This is a genomic window from Xanthomonas campestris pv. phormiicola, from assembly GCA_025666215.1.
Classification (GTDB): domain Bacteria; phylum Pseudomonadota; class Gammaproteobacteria; order Xanthomonadales; family Xanthomonadaceae; genus Xanthomonas_A; species Xanthomonas_A campestris_A.
Window position 1 is genome coordinate 4,930,813 of the sequence record CP102593.1, and the last position, 17,724, is coordinate 4,948,536.

Genomic DNA, 17,724 nt, shown 5'->3' on the forward strand with positions numbered 1-17,724 from the left:
TCACTCCTTCAGGATTCCAGTTCGTCGTAAGCCGTTTGCAGGCGCGCGCGCAGGTACAGCACGGCGTAGCGCTTGCGCGCCAGCAAGGTGTTGATCGCGATGCCGCTGTCGGCGGCCATCTGCTTGAAACTGCGGCCTTCGAATTCGTGGGCCACGAACACCTCGCTCTGGCTCTGCGGCAGCTCGTCGAGCGCCTGCTGCAAGGCCAACAGCAGGCGCGCGCGTGCGTACGCCGCCTCCGGTCCGCCGCCGGGCGCCGGCAGCGCCAGATCCAGGCGCAACGTGTCGTCGTCGGCATCCTCGCCGGCGGCGTCGCGGTACGCGTCCAGCGGCTGCGCATTGCGTTTGCGGAAGCGGTCGATGATGCGGTTGCGCGCGACCTGGAACAGCCAGGCGCTGGCCTGCTCGATCGGCGCGGGGAGCCGGTAGGCCTGCACGAACTCGGACAACACGTCCTGCAGAATGTCCTCGGCCTCGGCGCGGTCGAGCACGCGGCGGCGGATGAAGTTGCCGAGCCTGGAGCGCTCGCGCAGGACCGTCGCGGCGATGGCGCGGTCGGTCTCGGGCGCTGGGTTCGTTGGACTCATGGTGTTGCAGACGTGACAGCGCGGCCGATATTGTGGCCGCGGCCGGTTTTTTTCGCGCGTGCCGCCAGCCGTCGCAAAACGGACCCGACCGCAGGCGCCGGCGCCCGCTGCGAAAGGTGCGTCGGCTTGTGGCGGTACGCTGTCTCCGCGCCGCTGCCTGGATGGCGCTATCCTGGCCCGACTCCTGGGAGGGACGATGGATACCACCGCCTACGCGCGCCCGATCGACCGCTATTTCGCCAGCTATTCCGACGATCACCGCAATGTCGCCAACCAGCGCATCCATGTGCTGGCGGTGCCGGCGATCCTGTGGTCGGTGGTGGCGCTGCTGTGGTGCATCCCGGTCCGCGGCAGCTGGTTCCAGAGCGGGCTGTGGGCGGCACTGGGCATGTTCGCGGCGTGGATGTTCTACAACCGGCTGTCGCGGCCGCTGGGCTACGGCATGCTGGCCACCTTCTTTTTCTGCGGCTGCCTGTGCCGGCTGCTGGAGGCGCGCCTGGGCCTGCACGGCCTGCTGTGGCTGGCCATCGGCGTGTTCGTGGTGGCCTGGATCGCGCAGTTCGTCGGGCACAAGCTGGAAGGCCACAAGCCCAGCTTCCTCACCGACCTGGTGTACCTGCTGATCGGGCCGGCCTGGGTGCTGGCCAAGCTCTATCGGCGCATGGACTGGCGCTACTGAACCTGGCGCCGGGCCTGCTGCCCGCGCCTCAGCGCGGCACGCCCAGCATCGCCGCATCCGGCGCGAAGGCGCGCGGCGCGTAGCCGAAATCGCGCTGCGCCGGCGCCAGATCGAAGACCAGATCCTCACCCATGCGCTGCAACGCGGCGCGGTTCATGCCACGCAGGCGCCCCCCGGCATGGGCGATGCCCAGGGCCAGCGCGAACAGCGCATGCGGCAGCGACAGCAGCCGCGCCGGCGGCTGCAGCGCGGCCAGCACGCGCCGCACCATCTCGCGGTAACTGAGCACCTCGCCGCCGCCCAGCGCATAGCTGCGACCGTGCGTGGCCGGATGCGCCAACACCGCCAGCGCCGCGTCGGCCAGGTCCTGCACATGCACCGGCTGGCGCAGGCCGCGGGCGCTGCGCGGCAGCACGAACCAGCCGCTGCGCCGCGCCAGCGTCGCGATCGCGCTCAGCGTGCGGTCGCGGCCGGCGCCGTAGACCAGGGTCGGGCGCAGCACGGTGACCGCCGCGCCGCGTTCGGCCGCGGCGGCGAACAGGGCGGCCTCGGCCTCGCGCAGGCGCCGGGCGACGTCGCGCTCGGCCGCATCCAGCGAATCGCGCTTGACCTCCAGGCTGGTGGAGCCGAACGCGACCACGCGCAGCGCGCGCAGCGGCGTGCGCCGGTACCAGTCGGCGAACGCATCCAGCGGGCCGCAGCTGAAGATCGCCTCGGCCTGCACCGGTGGCGCCTGCAGCTGGCTCAACTCGCCCGCATGCCAGTGCAGGCCGTCGCGCGGCGGTTGCGGCGTACGCGAGAACGCATGCACCTGCCAGCCGGCCGCCAGCAGACCGTGCAGCAGGCGCTCGCCGATCTGGCCGCTGCCGCCGAACAGCAGCGCCACGCGCGCTGCTCCCATTGGAGTCGGCGTCGTGGAGGCGGCAGCGGTCGCAGCAGGCGCATCGGTCATCGCACAAGCATAGCGAGCGCGCGTCGCTACGCCCAATGCCGCGGCCGCGGCCGCGGCGCGCTCGCAAGCGCATCACCCGCGCTGCGCTATGGTGATGCAATGACCTTGCATGCGCCGACCACCATCGCAGGCCAGCGCCGCGGTGCGCCTGTTACACTCGGGCTCCTGCTCGCGAATCTCGTATTCCCTGCATGATCCCCGTTCTGGACATCCTGCTGGCCTTGCCGTTCCTGATGGCGGCGGCCGTCATCGCCCTGCGCCATCGTTCGCGCGCCACGCTGGCCTGGGTCGCCGCGGCGGCGCCGCTGGCCGGGCTGATCCTGCTCGGCGTGCTGACCCCGACCGTGCTCGACGGCGGCATCGTGCGCGCCGACCATGCCTGGCTGCCGCAGATCGGCCTGCAGTTTTCGCTGCGCCTGGACGGCTTGGCGTGGATGTTCGCCGGGCTGGTGCTGGCGATCGGCGCGCTGGTGGTGATGTACGCGCATTACTACCTCGGCGCGCGCGAGAACGTGGCGCGCTTCTACGGGTATCTGCTGCTGTTCATGGGCGCGATGCTGGGCATGGTGATCGCCGGCAATCTGCTGTTGCTGATGGTGTTCTGGGAACTGACCAGCATCAGCTCGTTCCTGCTGATCGGGTTCTGGTCGCACCGCCAGGATGCGCGCGACGGCGCGCGCATGGCGCTGGTGATCACCGGCGGCGGCGGCCTGGCCCTGCTCGGCGGGATCCTGCTGATCGGGCGCATCGTCGGCAGCTATCAGCTGGATGCGGTGCTCGCCGCCGGCGACGCGATCCGCGCCAGCGCGCTGTATCCATGGGCGCTGGGGCTGATCCTGCTCGGCATCTTCACCAAGAGCGCGCAGTTCCCGTTCCATTTCTGGCTGCCGCATGCGATGGCGGCACCGACCCCGGTGTCGGCGTATCTGCACTCGGCGACGATGGTCAAGGCCGGCGTGTTCCTGCTGGCGCGGCTGCATCCGGCGCTGGCCGGCAGCGATCTGTTCTTCTACACGGTCAGCGGCGTCGGCGCGGTCACCCTGCTGGTCGGCGCCTGGTACGCGATCTTCCAGCACGACCTGAAGGGGTTGCTGGCGTATTCCACGATCTCGCACCTGGGCCTGATCACCATGCTGTTCGGGCTGTCCACGCCGATGGCGGTGGTGGCCGGCGTGTTCCACATCCTCAACCATGCGGTGTTCAAGGCCTCGCTGTTCATGGCCGCCGGCATCATCGACCACGAGACCCACACCCGCGACATGCGCCGGCTCGGCAACCTGCGCCGCTGGATGCCGTTCACCAGCGCGTTGGCGATCATCGCCTCGCTGTCGATGGCCGGCATCCCGCTGCTCAACGGGTTCCTGTCCAAGGAGATGTTCTTCGCGCAGGCGCTGGACGCCGACGGCCCGGTGGCGATGCGCGTGTTCACCGCCGGCGCGGCGCTGCTGGCCGGCGTGCTCGGCGTCGCCTACAGCCTGCGCTTCGTCTATGAGACCTTTTTCGGCCACGGGCCGCGGCAACTGGAGGCGATGCCGCACGAACCGCCGCGCTGGATGAAGATCCCGGTGGAGATCCTGGTACTGCTGTGCGTGGCGGTCGGCATCTTCCCGGCGCTGACCGTGGCGCCGGTGCTGCGCACCGCGGCCGGGGCGATCCTCGGCGACGCGCTGCCCGAGTACAGCCTGGCGGTCTGGCACGGCTGGAACGCGCCGCTGGCGATGAGCATCGCCGGCGTGGTCGGCGGCGTGGCGCTGTACTTCGGCCTGCGCCGGCTGACCGTGCTGTACACCGAAGTGCGCCGCTCGCTGGGCAAGCGGGTGTTCCACTGGCAGGTGGATGCCTTGTTCGGCATCGCCGTGCGCTTCACCCGGCTGCTGACCAACGGCAGCCTGCAGCGCAGCCTGCGCTGGCTGCTGTTGAGCGCGGTGGTGGTCGCCGCGGCGCCGTTCGTGGCCGCACCGCCCTTGTGGAGCCAATGGCCGGCGCCGCAGCCGATGCCGGTGCTGGGCTGGGCGCTGTGGCTGCTGATCGTCAGCTGCGCGCTGGCCACGCTGTTTCTGTACCGGCAGCGCCTGCTGGCGGTGCTGGTGATCGGCGGCAGCGGCCTGGGCGTGAGCCTGGTGTTCGTGTTCCTGTCGGCGCCGGACCTGGCGCTGACCCAGCTGCTGGTGGAGATGGTCACCCTGGTGCTGATGCTGCTGGCGATGAACTACCTGCCCAAGGCGTCGCCGGTGGAGCCGCAGCGCTGGCGCAAGCTGCGCGATGCGGCGCTGGCGATCGCTGCCGGCACCGGCATGGCCTTGCTGGCCTATTCGGTGATGACCCGGCCGGCGGCGACGATGGCCGGCGAGCTGTTGCAGCGCGCGCTGCCGGAGGCCTATGGGCGCAACGTGGTCAACGTGATCCTGGTCGATTTCCGCGGCTTCGATACGTTCGGCGAGATCACCGTGTTCGGCATCGCCGCGCTGGTGGTGCATGCGCTGCTGCGGCGTGCGCGGATGGCGCCGGAGAAGGTGATGCCGGGCCCGCCGATCAAACTGCCGGTGCCGGCCGACCTGGCGCAGCTGATGTTCCCGCTGACCCTCACCGTGTCGATCTTCCTGTTCCTGCGCGGCCACAACGCGCCCGGCGGCGGCTTCATCGCCGGCCTGGTGCTGGCGGTGCCGCTGCTGATCCAGTACGTGATCCAGGGCGCGGCCTCCGTTGAATCGCGCTTCGGCTTCGACTACATCCGCTGCATCGGCCTGGGCCTGTTGCTGGCCGCGCTCAGCGGCATGGCCTCGATGCTGTTCGGGGTGCCGTTCCTGACCAGCGGCCACTACGACCTCTCCTTGCCGCTGATCGGCGACATCCCGCTGGCCAGCGCGCTGGGCTTCGATACCGGCGTGTACCTGGTGGTGTTCGGCGGCACCATGCTGACCCTGTCGATGATGGGCACGATCAAACCCTCGCGCACGCGCGAGTCGCAGCGCGGCGAGATCGATCCGGCGCAACGTTCGGCCCGCACCGGGGAGATGCGCTGATGGAACTGGCATTGGCGAGCGCGATCGGCGTGCTGACCGCGGTCGGCGTATACCTGCTGCTGCGCGCGCGCAGCTTCGACGTGATCCTGGGCATGACCGTGCTGTCCTACGCCACCAACCTGCTGATCTTCGCCGGCGGGCGCTTGCTGCAGGGCAAGGCACCGGTGCTGCGCGACGGCGTGGCGCCCACGCTGGCCGACTACACCGACCCGCTGCCGCAGGCGCTGGTGCTGACCGCGATCGTGATCGCCTTCGCGATGACCGCGGTCAGCATCGTGCTGGCGATGCGCAGCCGCGGCGACAACCGCAGCGACCACGTCGATGCGCGCGTCGATCCCGATGGCGACAGCGCGCGATGAACCACCTGCTCATCCTGCCGATCCTGATCCCGCTGCTCGGCGCGGCGCTGTCGCTGTTCGTCGAGCACCGCCGCTACGGGCGCCACGTGCGCCGCGCGGTGGCCTGGACCGCGATGGCGGCGCTAGCGGTGGCGGTGATCGCGCTGTTCGCGCGCGCCGGCGACGGCCAGGTGCAGGTCTACCTGCTCGGCGACTGGCCGTCGCGGCTGGGCATCGCGCTGATGGCCGACCGCCTGTCGGCGTGGATGCTGCTGACCACCACCCTGCTCGCCGCGGCCTGCCTGCTGCATGCCTGCGCCGGCTGGGACCGGCGCGCGCCGCACTTCCACGCGCTGTTCCAGTTCCAGCTGGTCGGCCTCAACGGCGCGTTCCTGACCGGCGACGTGTTCAACCTGTTCGTGTTCTTCGAGGTGATGCTGATCGCCTCCTACGGCCTGCTGCTCAGCGGCGGACGCGGCCTGCGCCTGCGCGTGGGCTTCCACTACGTGGTGTTCAACGTCACCTCCTCCACCCTGTTCCTGATCGCGCTGGGCCTGCTGTACGCGCTGCTCGGTTCGTTGAACATGGCCGAGCTGTCGCAGCGCATCGCGCAGGCGCCGCCGGAGAACCTGCGCCTGATCAAGGCCACCTTCGGCCTGTTGCTGCTGGTGTTCTGCGCCAAGGCCGCGCTGCTGCCGCTGTACCTGTGGCTGCCGGAAACCTATGCGCGCGCGCCGGCGCCGGTGGCGGCGCTGTTCGTGGTGATGACCAAGGTCGGGCTGTACGCGGTGCTGCGGGTCAGCACGCTGATCCTGGGCAACCAGGCGCAGGCACTGGACGGCTACGGCCGCGACTGGCTGCTGTGGCTGGGCATCGGCACGCTGCTGCTGGCCGCGCTCGGGGTGCTGGCCGCGGTGCGCCTGCGGGTGCTGGTCGGCTATCTGGTGATCGTGTCGGCGGCGACGCTGTTCATCGCCTTCGCGCTGGACGCGCCGGGCACGCTCGGCGCCGGCCTGTACTACCTGGCGCACAGCAGCTTCGTCGCCGCGGCGCTGTTCCTGATCGCCGACCTGATCCGCCGCCGCCGCGGCGACGCCAGCGACCGCAAGGAAGTGATTGCGCCGCTGCCGGGCAAGACCGTGCCCGGCGTGCTGTTCCTGATCGCCGCGGTCTCGGTGGCGGGGCTGCCGCCGCTGTCCGGATTCCTGGCCAAGGTCGCGATCCTCAGCGCGACGCCGGATAGCAACGTCGCGCCGGTGTGGACCGCGGTGCTGCTCAGCAGCCTGATGGTGATCATGGGCCTGACCCGCGCCGGCGTGCGCCTGTTCTGGCGCGTGCCGGGCGACCAGCACGACGACGGCGACGGCACCGACCAAGCGCCACGGCCGGCGCCGCGCAAGGCCCGCGCGCGGCCGCTGGAAAGCGCCGCGACGCTGCTGCTGCTCGGCTACGGCGTGGCGATGACCGTCGCCGCCGGACCGATGCTGCGCTACACCGAAGCCGCCGCCGCGCAACTGCTGCGCCCGGCCGATTACGCCACCCAGCTGCGCGCCACCGCGCCAGCGCTACGGGAGCCCTGACATGCGCCGTCCCTGGTTGCGCCGCCTGTTTCCGTCCTGGCCACTGAGCGTCACCGTCAGCGTGTTCTGGCTGCTGATGAGCGACAGCTTCACCCTCGGCCAGGCGCTGCTGGGCGCGGTGCTGGGCGTGGCGGTGCCGCTGTTCGCCGCGCGCCTGGACCGCGAGTTCGCGCGCATCGGCTCGCTGCGTTCGGTGCCGAAGATGCTGTGCGTGGTCGCCTGGGACATCGTGCGCTCCAACGTGGTGGTGGCGTTGCAGGTGCTGGGCCCGGAATCGCGGATCCACCCCGGCTTCATCTGGGTGCCGCTGGACATCGCCAACATCCACGGCATCGCCGCGCTGACCAGCATGATCACCCTGACCCCGGGCACGGTGTCGGCGGCGCTGTCGGACGACCGCAAGTACCTGCTGGTGCACGTGCTGCACCTGGACGACGCCGAGACCGTGATCCGGCAGATCAAGACGCGCTACGAAGCGCCCCTGATGGAGATCTTCCCATGACCGGCCACATGTTCATCGAGGGCACCATCGCCGTGTGCATGCACGTGGTCGCCTTGGCGATGCTGCTGGCGCTGTGGCGGCTGCTGCGCGGGCCGACCGTGCCCGACCGCATCCTGGCGCTGGACACGCTGTCGGTGACCGCGATCGCCGAGCTGATGCTGTTCGGCATGTACCTGGATTCGCCGGTGTACTTCGAGGCCGCGCTGGTCATCGCCATGCTCGGCTTCGGCAGCACCGTGGTGCTGAGCAAGTTCGTCCTGCGCCGGGACATCGTCGAATGATCGGGCTGCTGCAGGTCGGGCTGTCGCTGCTGCTGATCGTCGGCTGCTGCTTCATCCTGCTCGGCGCGCTGGGGCTGGTGAAGCTATCGGACTTCTTCAAGCGCCTGCACGCGCCGACCAAGGCCAGCACGCTGGGCGTGGGCTGCGTGCTGCTGGCCTCGGTCGGCTACCACCTGTTCCTGGGCCAGGACCCGCAGCCGCGCGAATTGCTGATCACCGCATTCCTGTTCATCACCGCGCCGATCAGCGCGCACATGATGGCCAAGGCGGCGCTGTCGCTGATGATGGAACAGCGGCCGCAGGTGCCCCGCAACGACCATGCCGACCAGGAAGGCCTGCCGCCGCCGCAGACGCCGCAGGACGAGCGCTGAGAATGACGGTCACCACAATGGTGTGGGAGCGACTTCCGTCGCGACAGCTATACCGGTAACGCCGTCGCGACGGAAGTCGCTCCCACAAGGTGACGTCATCGGACCGACGGCTCCGGCCGCGAGCTGGCCTCCGCTTTTCCGGGTCCCGAGTCCCGGGTCCCGCGTCACCCCACCAGCGCCACTTCCAGTCCGATCCAGGCCAGGAACGCGACCAGCAGCACCGCGCCTTCGCCGCGGCTGATGCGCATGTCGCCGCGCAGCATCGGATACAGCACCGCGCTCAGCGCCACCGCCGCCGGCAGTTCCAGGCGCACGAACGAGGCCGGTAGCGGCAGCGGACGCAAGGCGGCCATGCCGCCGATCACCACCAGCAGGTTGAACAGGCTGGAGCCGAGCACATGCCCGACCACCATGTCGCCCTGCCCGCGGCGCGCCGCGGCGATCGCGGCGGCGGCTTCCGGCAGCGCGGTGCCGATCGCCACCGGCAGCAGGCCGACCAGCAGCGGCGACAGGCCCCAGGCGGCACCGAGCCGCGGCGCCGCATCGACCACGAGCTTGGCGCCGAAATACAGCAGCACGCTCGCGATCAGCAGGCGCAGCAGGTTCAAGCCGAGCGCAGTGCGGGTCACCGCATAGCCGGACAGGCCGAGCTGGCGTGCGGCGTCCTCGCTGCGCGCGCGGCGCAGCAGGAACACCACCACGCCGACGAAGCCCAGCAACAGCAGCACGCCTTCCAGGCGCGAGATCGCCCCGTCCAAGCCGAAGCCGATCAGGGCCAGCGTCGCCACCGCAAGCACCAGCAGCAACGGCGCCAGCATCCGCGTGCGCACCAGCAGCGGTGCCGCCAGCGCGGCCAGCGCCAGGGTCAGGCCCAGGTTGGCGAGGTTGCTGCCGACCGCATTGCCCAGCGCCAGGTCCTGCGCGCCGACCATGTAGGCGCGCGCGTTGACCGCCAGTTCCGGCAACGAGGTCCCGAATGCCACCAGCAGCAGGCCGGCGACGAACGGCGAGGCGCCGCAGCGCTGCGCCAGGCCCGAAGCCGCCTTGACGATCGAATCGCCGCCCAAGGCCAGCAGCAGCAGTCCCACCAGCACCAAGCCGATCGCGCTCGCCATCGCCCATCCCCTCGCCATTACGATGCGCGATTCTATGCGCAGCTCGGATGATGCGGCCGTCATCGTGGCGACCGGGCGGGGGCCGGCTGCCTGGCCAGGCGGATTTCTTCGGGGGAACCGGGTGCCGGCGGCGTGGATCGCAACCGCCGCCGCTGCACCTGTAAAGCCCGCGAACCGGCGAGCCGGTCAAGATCGCGGTCGAATTCCTGAAGGAAACAAAAAACAGCGACAAGGCCCTTTCATCAACCAACTCACCCCGCTTATCTCACACTCGAATACCGTTGGAGCAGTCCACAAACCGCAAGCCTTCAAGCCCGGAAGCCTCGCATTGCTGTTTCAGCTGCCGGGAAACGAAAATGCGCTGCGGGCTTTCCCTGGCCCGGACGAGGTGGTGACCCGCCAAGGCCGCCGGCGGCAGGCTCTGAAGCGTTGTGAATCGCAGAGGTCCATCAGGCATAAAGCCGAACATGGGGGCATGCCGGGAGTGTTCGAGGTCGATGCAAGGCACCGTCTGGATCACATTGAAGACGTAGAAGCCCTGCAACCGTTCCTCTTTGAGGTAGACGTCGGCAGGAAACAATTGAACGTCGTCCGGATATCGGCGCAACACCTCCGCCATTGCCTGGCTGACGAATTCGAGCGTGTCGCTTTGAAGGAGATCGAACGCCAGCAGGCGCGACTTGCTTACTTTCTTGTTGTTTCTGAAGGTCGGGGTGGCAGCAACCGACGATTGCGTTTCGCCACTGATGAACAGCAGATGGTCGGGCGAGAGCGTCTGGTCGTATTTGAACCAGAAAATTTCCGAGTAGCTCTCACTGATGTCCAATAGGTACATGGCATTCCCTGCAGCGACCTGCACGCGTTGATCTTCATCCAGCGGGTATGCCCAGTGCCTACCTAGCCTGGGCGCCGACAACCGGCTTGACGCCTGCGCTAGCCGCAGCCTTCCACGTAGTCCACCTGCGGCGGCAGGCCCACGCGCCAGGAAGTGGCCTTGCCCGCGGCGTCGATTTCGAACACCAGGATGCCGGACTGGGCAGTGCTGCCAGCGATGCGCAGGACCTTGCCGCCTTCGATGTACTTGTGCGGCTGCTCTTCCACGCGTCCAGCGTACAGCGCGCGCAATTGCGCCAGGTCCATGCCGACCTTGCCGCCGCCCGGCGCGGTTTCCTTGGCGGTGCGCACGTCGTAGCGGACCAGCTTGTCGGCTTCGAACATCAGGCCGAAGTCGGTGCCGCCCTTGGCCCAGCGCGGCCTGAGGACGTAGCAGCCGCCCGTCTCGCCGGGCTGCCCATCGAGTGCGCCGCCCCAGGCCGCGCGCGCCTGCGCCGCGCTCATGCCCAGGCGCAGGTCGCCATAGCCGTCGTCGCGGGCCAGCTGGCGCTCGGCCGGCGCCATCTCCGGCGGCATCGCCGCCGCGGGAGCCTGCGCCGGGGGCACATCCGCATCGGGTTGGTCCAGCGCCGGCGGCGCCTTGTCGCAGGCGCTCAGCGCGAGCAGCAGCAATGCAGCGGCAGGCAGGGTCGGCTTCATCGCAGTTCCTCGCAAGAGCAGTGCATAGGCTAGCGCGCGCGCCGCGCGCATGCACTGACTGCATGCGGAATCGCGATGCAGACCCGTCATGTCATCGCCATCGCTCGTGGTGGCAGTGGCAGTGGCTGCGTCAGAACCGCATCGCGTCGCGCCGCACGAACGCGCCTCCTACGACAGCCGACCTGCGTCGCCTGTCATCAGTGTTTCACCGCCGATCGCCAAGCTTCCTCCCTTCCGGTACCGCTGCCATGCATCCGCGCAAGACCGCCCTCGCCCTCGCGGCATTGCAATCCCATGCCGCGCCGCTGGACATGCGCCAGCGCCGTGTCCTGATCCTGGCCGACGGCCAGCGCAGCGTCGAGGAACTGGCCGCGCTGGGCGGCAGCAATGCCGCCGCGATCGTGCAGACGCTGTTGCAGCAGGGCTATCTGGACGACGGCCGTGCGCCCGCCGTCCCGGGCGCAGCGCCGCCCGCGCCGGCCAGTGCGCCAGCCGATCCGCGCCGCGCCCTGCTCAACGCGCGCATGTATCTGCTCGATCTGCTGCAGCTGCAGCGCCACCCGGCCTCGCGCCCGCTGCAGCAGCAGTTGCGCGACGCGCGCGAGGAAGCGGCCACGCTGCGGGCGATCGCGCACGTCCTGCGCGCGATGCCGGAGATGACGTCCGAGCGCTATGCGCAGCGCATCCGCGAGCGCGTGCTGGAAGTGCTGCCGGCAGCACTGCACGCGCCGCTAAACGCGTCGCTGGAAGCCGCCTGAGCGCGCCGCCGCAGGTGCTGGCCCGCGCGCGACGCGGACCGGATGGCCCGCGCCGCAGCGCTCACGGCGCGCGGAAGTTGCGCCGCAGGCCCTGCCAGCACTGCTGATAGTCGCGCTGGCGATGCGCGGCGGCCAGCGCCTGCGCGGTCGGGCGCAGCACCGCGCGGGTCTCGAACATGAAGGCCATGGTGTCGGCGATCACGTCCGGCCGCGACAGGTCCGCCTGCGAGGCCTTGTCGAAGGTCGCCGCATCCGGACCATGCCCGCTCATGCAGTTGTGCAGCGAGGCGCCGCCGGGCGCGAAGCCTTCGGCCTTGGCGTCGTAGACGCCGTGCACCAGGCCCATGAACTCGCTGGCCACGTTGCGGTGGAACCACGGCGGCCGGAACGTGTGCTGCGCCACCAGCCAGCGCGGCGGAAAGATCGCGAAGTCCAGGTTGGCGGTGCCCGGCGTGTCGCTGGGCGCAGTGAGCACGGTGAAGATGCTCGGGTCGGGATGGTCGAAGCTGATCGAGCCGATGGTGTTGAAGCGGCGCAGGTCGTACTTGTACGGCGCGTAGTTGCCGTGCCAGGCGACCACGTCCAGCGGCGAATGCGCGATCGGCGCACGCCACAGGTGGCCCTGGAACTTGGCGATCAGTGCGAAGTCGCCTTCGTCTTCCTCGTAGGCCGCCACCGGGGTGAGGAAATCGCGCGGATTGGCCAGGCCGTTGGCGCCGATCGGCCCCAGGTCGGGCAGCCGCAGCAGCGCACCGAAGTTCTCGCACACATAGCCGCGCGCCCGGCCGTCCGGCAGCGCGACGCGGAAGCGCACGCCACGCGGGATCACCGCAATCTCCTGCGGTTCCAGCTCCAGCGTGCCCAGTTCGGTGCACAGCTGCAGCCGGCCCAGCTGCGGCACGATCAGCAGTTCGGCGTCGGCGTTGTAGAAGAAGCGGCCCTGCATCGACGCATTGGCCGCGTACAGATGCACCGCCACGCCGTGCTGCGCCTCGGCCGAGCCGTTGCCGGCCATGGTGTACAGGCCATCGACGAAATCCACCGGCGCCTGCGGCAGCGGCAGCGGACTCCAGCGCAGTTGGTCCGGCGACACCGGCCCGGCATCGAAGTCGTTATGGAAGCCGCCGGCCTGCGTGTACGCGGCGAACGTGCCATGCACCGCGGCCGGACGGATCCGGTACAGCCAGCTGCGCCGGTTGACCCCGCGCGGTGCGGTGAACGCAGTGCCGGATAACTGTTCGGCATACAGGCCATGGGCCACGCGCTGCGGCGAATTCTGCCCGACCGGCAGCGCGCCCGGCACCGCCTCGGTGGCGAATTCGTTGCCGAAGCCGGATTGGTAACCCTGATGCTGGCTGTTCATGGCGTGGACTCTGGCTCTGAAAGCCCCTCTCCCATCGGGAGAGGGGTTGGGGTGAGGGTACGGCCGCCGGCAAAATCCAGAATCGATTCCAGGACAGCGTCCGGCTGCAGCATTGCATCGTTGTTCCAAAAGCGCAGTACGTGCATTCCTTGCGACTGCAGGTAGCGGGTCCGCTCGGCGTCGGCCGCTGTCGAATGTTGCGAGCCATCCAGCTCGACAGCCAGCTTCAATGCCTCGCAATAGAAATCGACGACGTAAGGTGGAACCGGGTGCTGCCTGCGAAACTTCAAACCGTAAAGCCGCTCACAGCGCAAATGCTGCCAAAGCTTTCGTTCCGCATCCGTCATATCGCGGCGCAACTTGCGCGCATTTACCAAGATCATTGTGGGCAATGGCGGCTTGGGCTTCATGACGCCACCGTACCCTCACCCCAACCCCTCTCCCGTCGGGAGAGGGGCTTTTGCCGTGTCGGCGCATGCCGGTCCCGGCCGTCAGAGCACGCCGCGCTTCATCTGGTCGCGCTCGATGCTCTCGAACAGCGCCTGGAAGTTGCCTTCGCCGAAGCCTTCGTTGCCCTTGCGCTGGATGATCTCGAAGAAGATCGGGCCGATGCAGTTCTGGGTGAAGATCTGCAGCAGCTTGCGCTGCTTGGTCTCCGGGTCGGCGTCGATCAGGATCTTGTTCCTGGCCAGCCGCGCCACGTCTTCGCCGTGGTCGGGGATGCGCTGGTCGATCACCTCGAAGTAGGCCTCCGGGGTGTCCAGGAAGTCCACGCCGGCCGCACGCATCCGCTCCACGGTCTCGTAGATGTCGTCGGTGAAGCAGGCGATGTGCTGGATGCCTTCGCCGTGGTAGGCGTCCAGGTATTCGTTGATCTGGCTCTTCGGGTCGGAGGACTCGTTGAGCGGGATGCGCACCACGCCGTCCGGCGCGGTCATCGCCTTGGAGGTCAGCCCGGTCTTGGCGCCCTTGATGTCGAAGTAGCGGATCTCGCGGAAGTTGAACAGGCGCTCGTAGTAGTCCGACCAGCGCTGCATGTTGCCGAAATACAGGTTGTGGGTCAGGTGGTCGATGAAGGTCAGGCCGAAGCCGGCCGGGTGCTGGTCGGCGCCGGGCACCGGTTCGAACTCGGCGTACACCGAGCCCTTCTCGCCATAGCGGTCGACCAGGTACAGCATGCAGTCGCCGATGCCCTTGACCACCGGCGCCGGCACCGCGCGGGTGTCGGCCTTGTCGCCGATGGCCTCGCCGCCGTTCTCCAGCACCTTGGCGAACACCTCCTCGGCCGGATGCCGGAAGCGGATCGCGAAACCGCAGGCGCACGGCCCGTGCGCGGCGGCGAAATCGGCGGCGAACGACTCCGGGTCCTCGTTGACCAGGAAGTTGACCCCGCCCTGCCGGTACACGGTGATCGCGCGGCTGCGATGGCGCAGCACCGCGCTGAAGCCCATGCTGCGGAAGTAGGCGTGCAACCGTTCGCCCTGCCCGGCCGGCGCGGCGAACTCGACGAACTCGAAGCCGTCGATGCCCATCGGGTTCTCGAAGGTGGTGACCTGCATGCCCAGGTTGGCCGGCTGGGACGGATACTGCGGTTGTGCGCTCATGGCTCGTCTCCTGGAGGACGCGGGCAGCGGCCGGCCGAAATTTCGGATGCGGACGGACGCCAGACTCGCGAGAATGGACAGTAGTCTCCTCCGTTATAGTTACAAATGAAACCACCAGCAAGGTGCAATGCAGCATGACGTCGATCGCCCCCAACGCCCCGCCCGCGCCCGAGCAGCCTTCGCTCGACCTGGAGCAGTTCCTGCCTTACCGCATCAGCGTGCTGTCCAACCGGATCAGCAGCAACATCGCCCGCGTCTACGGCGAGCGCTACGGCATGGCGGTGACCGAATGGCGGGTGATGGCGGTGCTGGCGCTGTACCCGGGGCTGTCGGCCGGCGAGGTGTCCGAGCGCACCGCGATGGACAAGGTGGCGGTGAGCCGCGCGGTGGCACGATTGCTGGAACGCGGCTTCATCCAGCGCGAGACCCATGGCGACGACCGCCGCCGCTCGGTGCTGCACCTGTCCGAGGCGGGGGTGGAGGTCTACCAGGTGATCGCGCCGATGGTGCTGGAATGCGAGCGCCGCCTGCTGGCGCCGTTCAACGAGGAGGAGCAGCGCGTGCTGAACCGGCTGATCGATCGCCTGGCGGCCGAGGGGCTGCCGAGCATGACCGGCAAATGAGGTAGGGCCATCACGAGTGCCGCCCCTTGTGGGAGCGACTTCAGTCGCGACGGGCTCTACCGGTAAAGCCCGTCGCTCCCACAGCGACCCCAGCCGCTCTCATGGGGTCTGCCATTGGCCTCGCGAGTACGCTCAGGTCTTCGGCGGCGCCCACTGCCTGAGGAAGTCGAAGAACTTCTTGCGGTCGTAGCCCTTGCCCTTCTCCAGCTCGCCGGTGAACTGCGAGTGCAGCAGCTTGCCGTCGGCGTCGAGCACCAGCAGGTGCGGGTAGGCCTCGATCTTCGGGTACTGCGCCAGGAACGCCTCGTTCTTGTTTTCGTCGCTGTAGTTGACCTTGACCCACACGTAGTTGGCGTCGCGGAAGCTGCGCAGCTCGGCGTCGCCCTCGATGAAGTCATCGAGGATGTGGCACCACGAGCACCACTCGCCGCCCACGTCGAGCAGGATGCGCTTGCCGCCGCGCTTGGCTTCCACTTCGGCCGTTTCCAGGTCGTTGGCCGGATCGCGGTTCGGATCGAACTGCGCGCCCAGCGCCGCCGCCGCGGCCACATCGGCGGCGGCGGGCGTGTTGCCCGAGGCCACCGGCTGGTTCGGATCGGCCACCGGCGGCTTCTGCACCGAGGTGTCCAGCGGCTTGGCCGGCGCCTGTTCCGGCTCCGGCGCAGGCGCCTTGCCGCAGCCGCCCAGGGCCAGCATCAGCGCCGCCACGCTGCCTATCGTCTTGATCGTCTTGTTCGCCATTGCGATCTACCTCACGTCATTTGACACCGTGCATCAACTTGTTGATCAGCGGTGCAATCAGGAACAACAACACACCGGCGCCGAGCAGCGCCCAGAAACCGAAGGTATACCCGCTCAGCGCGGAAGATACCGTCATCCCGCCCTCGCCACTGACGTGGCTGGCGAAGATGCCGGACAGATTGTTGCCGATGCCGGTGGACAGGAACCAGCCCCCCATGCCGAAGCCGACCAGACGCAACGGCGCCAGCTTGGTCACCATCGACAGGCCGATCGGCGACAGGCACAGCTCGCCCACCGACTGGATCACGTAGACCATGAACAAGGTCCAGAACGGGATCTTGCCGGCGTCGTCCACCAGGCTCGACAGCGCGAACATCAGCAGCAGGAAGGCCAGGCCGTTGAAGGTCAGGCCCAGCGCGAACTTGCGCGAGATCGAGGGATTGAAGCGGCCGGCCTTGACCCAGATCCAGGCGATGATCGGCGCCAGGGTGATGATGGCCAGCGAGTTCACCGACTGGAACCAGGCGGTGGGGAAGGTCCAGTCGCCGAACCGGCGGTTGACGATCTCGTCGGCGAGGAAGGTGAAGGAACTGCCCGCCTGCTCGAAGAACATCCAGAACAGCACGTTGAAGGCGAAGATGATCAGCATCGCGATCACCTTGTCGCGCGCCACCTTGCCATTGCGGATGCCTTCGACCAGCAGCATCACCGCCAGGGCCACGAACATAGTGCTGAGGATCCATTGCAGCACCTCGGCGCCTGCCGCCAGCGCCAGGTACACCGCCGGGATCGCCAGCAGCATGCCGAGCAGCACGTAGACCACGCGCATGCGGCTGGCGCCGTCATGCAGCGGCGCGCCGATGCCCTTGAGCTGCCTGCGGCCGAACCAGAACCACACCAGGCTGATCAGCATGCCGATGCCGGAGGCGATGAACACCATCTTGTACGATGGCATCGCCTCGGTGCCGAACACCTTCTCGGCCAGCTGCTGGGTCAGCCACGGCGCGATCATCGCGCCCAGGTTGATGCCCATGTAGAAGATGGTGAAGCCGCTGTCGCGGCGCGGATCGGCGGCGCTGTACAGCTTGCCGACCATGGTCGAGATGTTGGGCTTGAACAGGCCGTTACCCACGACCACCGTCGCCAGGCCCAGCTCGAAGATCTGCGGATTGGGAATGGAGATCAGGAACAGACCCGCGGACATCACCGCGGCCCCGACCAGGATCGAACGCTGGTAGCCGAGCACCCGGTCGGCGATGTAACCACCGAAGATCGCCGCCGCGTAGACCAGCGCCAGATAGGCGCCGTAAGTGGCGCTGGCCGAGGCCTGACCCGTTCCCTGGCCGCCATGGAACTGCGCCACGATGTACAGCACCAGCGCCCAGCGGATGCCGTAGAACGCGAAGCGCTCCCAGAATTCCGTCATGAACAGCATCCACAATGGCCGTGGATGGCCCAGCAGGGTCTTGAATTCGGGCGGTTGCGCTGGCGGCTGCGGCGGTGAGGCTGGGGGGTGCGACGCGACGTCGTCAACGCTCATGCGGTGTTCCCTTGCGTATTCAGTATGGGCGGGGGCGATTCCCGGCCGGGCCGGGGAACGGGCGAGCATCACCGACAGTTGGCGCTGGCGTCAAATTGGGTCGGGACTGGGGACCCGGGACTCGGGACTCGCAG

The 17,724-nt window shown here is 68.6% G+C and carries 19 protein-coding genes; 9 read left to right on the forward strand and 10 right to left on the reverse strand.

The features are described 5' to 3' along the window. Window positions 1-8: 8 nt before the first annotated feature. On the reverse strand, window positions 9-587 hold the full coding sequence (locus tag NRY95_20875) for a sigma-70 family RNA polymerase sigma factor (protein ID UYC16104.1): 579 nt from the start codon (window positions 585-587) through the stop codon (window positions 9-11). Between the two features lie 196 nt (window positions 588-783). On the opposite strand from NRY95_20875, the gene NRY95_20880 reads away from it, so the two are divergent. Next, a complete protein-coding gene (locus tag NRY95_20880; protein UYC16105.1) occupies window positions 784-1,266 on the forward strand; it encodes a DUF962 domain-containing protein in 483 nt (160 codons plus the stop codon). 28 nt (window positions 1,267-1,294) lie between these two features. Here the strand turns inward: NRY95_20880 and NRY95_20885 are convergent, their stop codons facing one another. Continuing rightward, window positions 1,295-2,167 carry an NAD-dependent epimerase/dehydratase family protein gene (locus NRY95_20885; protein UYC16106.1) on the reverse strand — a complete coding sequence of 291 codons (873 nt, stop codon included), beginning with the start codon at window positions 2,165-2,167 and terminating at the stop codon, window positions 1,295-1,297. 242 nt (window positions 2,168-2,409) lie between these two features. On the opposite strand from NRY95_20885, the gene NRY95_20890 reads away from it, so the two are divergent. From NRY95_20890 to NRY95_20915, 6 genes are read left to right on the forward strand one after another with little or no spacing between them, the layout of a single operon-like run. Continuing rightward, window positions 2,410-5,241, forward strand: a complete 2,832-nt coding sequence (locus tag NRY95_20890; GenBank protein UYC16107.1) for a monovalent cation/H+ antiporter subunit A — start codon at window positions 2,410-2,412, stop codon at window positions 5,239-5,241. Then, the gene (locus NRY95_20895; GenBank protein UYC16108.1) at window positions 5,241-5,600 is read left to right on the forward strand and encodes a Na+/H+ antiporter subunit C; all 360 of its coding nucleotides are present in this window, start codon (window positions 5,241-5,243) and stop codon (window positions 5,598-5,600) included. Before NRY95_20890 ends, NRY95_20895 begins: the two co-directional genes overlap by 1 nt. Beyond that, window positions 5,597-7,159: a monovalent cation/H+ antiporter subunit D gene (locus tag NRY95_20900; GenBank protein ID UYC16109.1), complete on the forward strand. Its 1,563-nt coding sequence runs from the start codon at window positions 5,597-5,599 to the stop codon at window positions 7,157-7,159. The genes NRY95_20895 and NRY95_20900 overlap by 4 nt, the downstream gene beginning before the upstream one ends. A 1-nt stretch (window position 7,160) precedes the next feature. Next, window positions 7,161-7,661 carry a Na+/H+ antiporter subunit E gene (locus NRY95_20905; protein UYC16110.1) on the forward strand — a complete coding sequence of 167 codons (501 nt, stop codon included), beginning with the start codon at window positions 7,161-7,163 and terminating at the stop codon, window positions 7,659-7,661. Further along, on the forward strand, window positions 7,658-7,942 hold the full coding sequence (locus tag NRY95_20910) for a K+/H+ antiporter subunit F (protein ID UYC16111.1): 285 nt from the start codon (window positions 7,658-7,660) through the stop codon (window positions 7,940-7,942). The genes NRY95_20905 and NRY95_20910 overlap by 4 nt, the downstream gene beginning before the upstream one ends. Continuing rightward, window positions 7,939-8,313 carry a Na+/H+ antiporter subunit G gene (locus NRY95_20915; GenBank protein ID UYC16112.1) on the forward strand — a complete coding sequence of 125 codons (375 nt, stop codon included), beginning with the start codon at window positions 7,939-7,941 and terminating at the stop codon, window positions 8,311-8,313. The genes NRY95_20910 and NRY95_20915 overlap by 4 nt, the downstream gene beginning before the upstream one ends. Before the next feature lie 164 nt (window positions 8,314-8,477). Here the strand turns inward: NRY95_20915 and NRY95_20920 are convergent, their stop codons facing one another. The 3 genes from NRY95_20920 to NRY95_20930 form a co-directional block, all read right to left on the reverse strand. Further along, window positions 8,478-9,428, reverse strand: coding sequence for a calcium/sodium antiporter (locus NRY95_20920; GenBank protein UYC16113.1), 951 nt, complete (start codon window positions 9,426-9,428; stop codon window positions 8,478-8,480). Between the two features lie 265 nt (window positions 9,429-9,693). Then, window positions 9,694-10,263: a hypothetical protein gene (locus NRY95_20925; GenBank protein ID UYC16114.1), complete on the reverse strand. Its 570-nt coding sequence runs from the start codon at window positions 10,261-10,263 to the stop codon at window positions 9,694-9,696. Between the two features lie 98 nt (window positions 10,264-10,361). Beyond that, complete coding sequence (locus NRY95_20930) at window positions 10,362-10,961, reverse strand: lectin (GenBank protein UYC16115.1); 600 nt, start codon at window positions 10,959-10,961, stop codon at window positions 10,362-10,364. Window positions 10,962-11,209: 248 nt separating this feature from the next. Between NRY95_20930 and NRY95_20935 the strand changes: the two genes are divergently transcribed. Further along, window positions 11,210-11,719 (forward strand): hypothetical protein, encoded by a 510-nt coding sequence (locus NRY95_20935; GenBank protein UYC16116.1) that lies wholly within the window; start codon window positions 11,210-11,212, stop codon window positions 11,717-11,719. A gap of 61 nt (window positions 11,720-11,780) precedes the next feature. Here the strand turns inward: NRY95_20935 and hmgA are convergent, their stop codons facing one another. From hmgA to hppD, 3 genes are all read right to left on the reverse strand, one after another. After that, complete coding sequence (hmgA, locus tag NRY95_20940) at window positions 11,781-13,082, reverse strand: homogentisate 1,2-dioxygenase (protein UYC16117.1); 1,302 nt, start codon at window positions 13,080-13,082, stop codon at window positions 11,781-11,783. Then, window positions 13,079-13,492, reverse strand: coding sequence for an endonuclease domain-containing protein (locus NRY95_20945; protein UYC16118.1), 414 nt, complete (start codon window positions 13,490-13,492; stop codon window positions 13,079-13,081). The genes hmgA and NRY95_20945 overlap by 4 nt, the downstream gene beginning before the upstream one ends. Window positions 13,493-13,573: 81 nt before the next feature. Then, window positions 13,574-14,641: a 4-hydroxyphenylpyruvate dioxygenase gene (gene hppD / locus NRY95_20950; protein ID UYC18655.1), complete on the reverse strand. Its 1,068-nt coding sequence runs from the start codon at window positions 14,639-14,641 to the stop codon at window positions 13,574-13,576. A 179-nt stretch (window positions 14,642-14,820) separates the two neighbouring features. Here hppD and NRY95_20955 point away from each other — a divergent pair, with 179 nt between their 5' ends. Continuing rightward, entirely contained in the window at window positions 14,821-15,309 is a 489-nt protein-coding gene (locus NRY95_20955; protein ID UYC16119.1) for a MarR family transcriptional regulator, read from the forward strand. A 132-nt stretch (window positions 15,310-15,441) separates the two neighbouring features. On the opposite strand, the gene NRY95_20960 is transcribed toward NRY95_20955, so the two are convergent. Together NRY95_20960 and NRY95_20965 are read right to left on the reverse strand one after the other, a co-directional pair. Next, window positions 15,442-16,050 (reverse strand): thioredoxin family protein, encoded by a 609-nt coding sequence (locus NRY95_20960; GenBank protein ID UYC16120.1) that lies wholly within the window; start codon window positions 16,048-16,050, stop codon window positions 15,442-15,444. Window positions 16,051-16,066: 16 nt separating this feature from the next. Beyond that, the gene (locus NRY95_20965; GenBank protein UYC16121.1) at window positions 16,067-17,590 is read right to left on the reverse strand and encodes an oligopeptide:H+ symporter; all 1,524 of its coding nucleotides are present in this window, start codon (window positions 17,588-17,590) and stop codon (window positions 16,067-16,069) included. Between the last annotated feature and the right edge of the window lie 134 nt (window positions 17,591-17,724).